The organism is Treponema sp., assembly GCF_017430385.1.
Lineage (GTDB): Bacteria > Spirochaetota > Spirochaetia > Treponematales > Treponemataceae > Treponema_D.
This window is the reverse complement of sequence record NZ_JAFRNB010000062.1, coordinates 1-4,863: the sequence shown is the minus strand read 5'-3', so window position 1 is coordinate 4,863 and position 4,863 is coordinate 1. Positions and strand designations below refer to the sequence as shown.

3 protein-coding genes are annotated in these 4,863 nt (G+C 40.2%); 1 reads left to right on the top strand and 2 read right to left on the bottom strand.

Going from position 1 to position 4,863, the window contains the following annotated elements; translation table 11 throughout:
• Positions 1-2,659, top strand: a 2,659-nt coding sequence (gene carB, locus IJJ71_RS04420; protein WP_296845558.1) for a carbamoyl-phosphate synthase large subunit, incomplete at its 5' end; no start/stop codon positions are given.
• Positions 2,660-2,744: 85 nt separating this feature from the next.
• Here the strand turns inward: carB and IJJ71_RS04415 are convergent.
• Positions 2,745-3,464 carry a hypothetical protein gene (locus IJJ71_RS04415; RefSeq protein WP_296845557.1) on the bottom strand — a complete coding sequence of 240 codons (720 nt, stop codon included), beginning with the start codon at positions 3,462-3,464 and terminating at the stop codon, positions 2,745-2,747.
• 2 nt (positions 3,465-3,466) lie between these two features.
• Positions 3,467-4,675 carry an LIM domain-containing protein gene (locus IJJ71_RS04410; protein WP_296845556.1) on the bottom strand — a complete coding sequence of 403 codons (1,209 nt, stop codon included), beginning with the start codon at positions 4,673-4,675 and terminating at the stop codon, positions 3,467-3,469.
• Positions 4,676-4,863 lie beyond the last annotated feature (188 nt).

Here is a 4,863-nt window from a genome sequence, read left to right as displayed (position 1 = left end):
TATGACTCACCAGTGTTTGATTGAAGAGTCTATTCTTGGTTGGGAAGAGCTTGAAGTTGAGGTTGTACGCGACTCTAAGAATCAGATGGTTGCAATCTGTACTATCGAAAATATTGATGCGGTTGGCGTTCACACTGGTGACTCTTTCTGTGCCGCTCCTTTTATGACGATTGACAAGGATTTGGAAAAACGCCTGCAGGAAATGGCATTTAAGATTGTTGAGAACATCGGTGTAATCGGTGGTACTAACGTTCAGTTCGCTCATAATCCTAAGACAGGCCGTGTTGTTATTATTGAGATTAACCCAAGAACTTCACGTTCATCTGCCCTTGCTTCTAAGGCAACAGGTTTCCCTATCGCTCTTGTTTCTGCAAAACTTGCCAGCGGTTTGACTCTGGACGAAATTCCTTACTGGCGTGATGGCACTCTTGAAAAATATACTTTGGGCGGCGCTCCTGATGGAGACTACGTTGTTCTTAAGTTTGCACGCTGGGCATTTGAAAAGTTCCGCGGTACAAAGGATGAACTTGGAACTTCTATGAAGGCCGTTGGTGAAGTTATGGCCATCGGTAAGAACTTTAAGGAAACTTTCCAGAAGGCTATCCGTGGTTTGGAAAACGGCCGCTCAGGTCTTGGTTTTGCAAAAGACTTTAATAAGAAGACTGCTGATGAACTTTGCGAAATGCTTAAGGTTCAGTCTAGCGAGCGCTACTTCCAGCTTTACGAAGCAATCCGTAAGGGTGTTCCTCTGGCCAAGCTTTCTGAAATCACATACGTTAAAGAGTTCTTCCTCCAGCAGATGAAAGAGCTTGTTGATTTGGAAGAGGAAATGCTTAAGAACCCTGGACGCGTTCCAGAAGACAAGCTTCTTATTCAGGCTAAGAAAGACGGCTTCAGCGACAAGTACCTTTCAAAGATTTTGAAGGTTGCTGAAAAAGATATCCGCAAGCGCCGCAACGAGCTTGGTATTAAAGAAGCCTGGCTCCGCGTTCCGGTTTCCGGTGTTGAAAATGCCTGCTACTACTACTCAACTTACAATGCAGAAAAAGATACTTCTGTTGCAACAGACAACAAGAAGAAGATTATGATTTTGGGTGGTGGCCCTAACAGAATTGGTCAGGGAATTGAGTTTGACTACTGCTGCTGTCATGCGGCTATGCAGTTGAAGGAACTCGGCTACGAAACAATCATCGTAAACTGCAACCCGGAAACTGTTTCTACAGACTATGATACTTCTGATAAACTCTACTTTGAACCAGTTACAACTGAGGATGTTCTTCAGATTTATGAAAAGGAAAAGCCTTACGGAGTTATTGTTCAGTTTGGTGGACAGACTCCATTGAACATTGCCCGTGAACTTCAGGAAAACGGTGTGAACATTCTGGGAACTTCAATCGACTCAATCGACATCGCCGAAGACCGCGACCTCTTCCGCCACATGATGGAAAAACTGGAAATCCCAATGCCAGAAAGCGGAATGGCAATTGACTTTGACGAGGCTAAGGCTTGCGCCGACAAGATTGGCTATCCGATTATGATTCGTCCTTCTTTCGTTCTTGGCGGACGCGGAATGGAAGTAATTTATGATGAAGCTACTTTGAAGGAATACGTTGAAAAGGCAGTTGGCGTTACTCCAGACCGCCCACTTTTGATTGACCGCTTCCTTAAAAATGCTCTTGAGTGTGAAGCTGACGCTCTGGCTGACTCAACTCACGTTTACATTCCGGCTGTTATGGAGCACGTTGAGCTTGCTGGTATTCACTCTGGTGACTCAGCTTGTGTAATTCCTCCAGTTTCAATTCCGGCTGACAACCTTGCAACAATCAAAGAATATACAAAGAAGATTGCAGAGTCATTGCACGTTTGCGGTTTGATGAACATGCAGTACGCAATCGAAAACGGAAAGGTTTATGTAATCGAAGCTAACCCTCGTGCATCTCGTACAGTTCCACTTGTATCAAAAGTTTGTGATACACAGATGGCAAGATTGGCAACCCGCATGATGCTTGGTGAATCTCTCGAATCACTAGGCCTCAAAGATAAGAAGATTCCTTACTACGGAGCAAAAGAAGCAGTATTGCCATGGGCACGCTTCCCTGGAGTTGACCCAATCCTTGGACCTGAAATGCGTTCTACTGGTGAAGTTCTTGGCTTGGCTGAAAACTTCCCACTAGCATTCTACAAGTCACAGGAAGCTGCAGGTTCAGAACTTCCACACGCACCGGCTGCCTGGGAAAACAAGAAGGTTCTTATCAGCTTGAGCAACAAGGAAGGTCAGAAAGATCAGGTTCTCGAAATCGGAAAGACTTTGAAGAATCTGGGCTTTACACTGGTTGGAACACAGGGCACAGCAGATTTCTACAACGCAAACGGAATCAAGTGCGACGTTGTGAACAAGATTGGAGCCGGTCGCCCGGACGTAGTGGACTTAATTATGAACAAGGAAGTTTGTTTGGTAATCAACACTCCAAAAGCAAAGCGCAACTACGCTGAGGACAGGAAGACGATTCGCAAGGCTTGCCTTAAGTACAAGGTAAGCTACATCACTACAATTGCCGGTGCACTTGCTGCGGTTAAGGGCATTGAGTCAGTTAAGAACGGCAACGGTGGCGAAGGCGGAGTTAAGTCTCTGCAGGAATATCACAGCTTGATAAAATAACGCAGTGGTTGAGCTTGTCGAAACCACGAACAATAAAGCCAATCTGATTAATTTCGGATTGGCTTTATTGTTCGTTTTCATGATTTTACCATTCAAAAACAGAGCATTCATTCCGTATTTTTAACCAATTTCTATACGCTGCAACAACAATTTTTACATATTCATCTTTGTTCATAACATATGAAGGATGATAAGGATTTATAAAAAGTTTGTTTAGAAAGCAGAAACAAGAATTATTTTTCATAGAAGTCGAATTATCAGAGAATGAATTTAGGCAGATTCGTCTGCCCTGTCTAAAAGACATCTCATTAGATTTTATTAAATTAAGCGTATTTCCACCGATTATGACGTCAGGATTTATTCTTTTTATTTGTTCAATAAATATATTTCGGTTTTCTTGAACTTTTAAATAGTCATAGAATTTTTCATTTACTTTTGCATTTCCTGCTGTTTTTTTCAAGTTGATAATAGCAATTCGTTCCAAAGCCGATGCTAATTCCAAATCATTACACGGTTCTCGTTCATTCAAAATTTGGAAGCAGATTTGGGCTATCGGCTCCCAAGTGTGCCGTTTATTTCCTTTTTGTTTTTTGCCATCAAACGGATTTGAATCTTTATACGATTTATATCCCCACCAATCCTTTGGACTAAATTTTCCGTTTGTTTCTCTCAGAATCCATAAGATTTTTGGTGATGAAGATTTGAACAAAGAGGGATTCATTATTCCATCCTCATATTTATCATTAGAGTAATTTCCAAATGCATCTAAGTGTTCAATATCATTATTAGGTAAATCTTCGGGCATTGTCAGTTTCCTTTTTGTAAAATTTTGACAGATTTATTTAAAATCTCACAGAGCTTTTCTGAATCTTGCCCAATCGGCGAAGTTATGCTGATACAAGAATCGTTTATTAAGATGTAGAATACTCCAAGTTTTTTCTTGAAACTGATTTTGTTTATATCAAAAACAGAAATGCTTATATTTTTACTGAAACTATTGCCATCTGTAAAATACAACTTTTTATCTGTAAGCACGAAACCTGTTTTAAAAGATTTTTTTAATGTATCGTCATAACCAAAAAGAATTTTCTCGTCAGAACTTATATTGAACGATTCAGTTGCTTTTTTGATTTCAGATTCATTTGATTGTGCAAAAATAGTCTGTTCGGCAGTGTCAGAATCAAATTCCTGTTCGATATAACTAGCGTAGAGTTCCGAAATCATTTCTTCAACAGTTTTATCAGAATCGTCTTCAATAGATGCGTTTTCTGATTTTGCATACATAATTTTTTTAACAAGCGCAAAATTGTTCCGAGCGGCTTCTTCCATTGCTTTCTTTGCTTTGTTCTTTTTAGAAAGTCCTATAATCAAAAGTATAATGCCGAGTGGCAAAAGAGAAACGCTGATAATCAAAATAACGCCTACGATAATCAATCCGTTTTTCGGTTCATCGGCGGATTGAAAATCGAGAGCGGCGATTTTTTCCAATTTTGTCTTGTTAGTTTCATTTACTTTATATTCGATGGAAGCCAAATAATCTTTGATTTTATTTTCATCGTTTTCATAAAAAGTTGTATTTTTTATGAGTGACTTAACCTGCTTAAAAACAGTATCATATTCTTGTCTTAGTTCTCTTTTCTGTTGTTCTTCTCGTTCTTCCTTTTCTCTTTTTTGTCGGACAAATTCCCAAAATGCACTTTCATATTCACGAAGTTTGTCTTTAAAATGCTCGTAGGCTTCTTCGTCACCGTCATCCGCAATAGATGAATTCAAATCATCCCTTATTTTGTCAGAATCAGACATTCCGTATCGTTCTATTTTCTCAAGAAGTTCATCAATTTCTTCTTCTTGACCTGCCTTTGAACGCAAAAATTTTTCTTCCCACTCCTTGCCCTTGTCAGATTCCAAGAACATATCAAGGCAGTTTGTGTGGAATAATTTCCCGTGTTTCTCCACATATTTTTGATTTGCCGTGATTGAGCGTCCGCAACCAACGCATTTGTTCATCCCTGCCATTTTCTGCTTTCTCCTATTTCCCGATTGTCAAATTTTTAACCCATCGGTGCGGACCGCCCGTTTTGCTCCGTGAACATCTGCCTGGCATTGGTCTTCCCGTGCTTGCCGTTCTTGTCTGCTTTTGACCGCATTTTGTACACATCCATTGAATTGATTTCATATTATGCTCCTTTTCCGTATTGTCATTT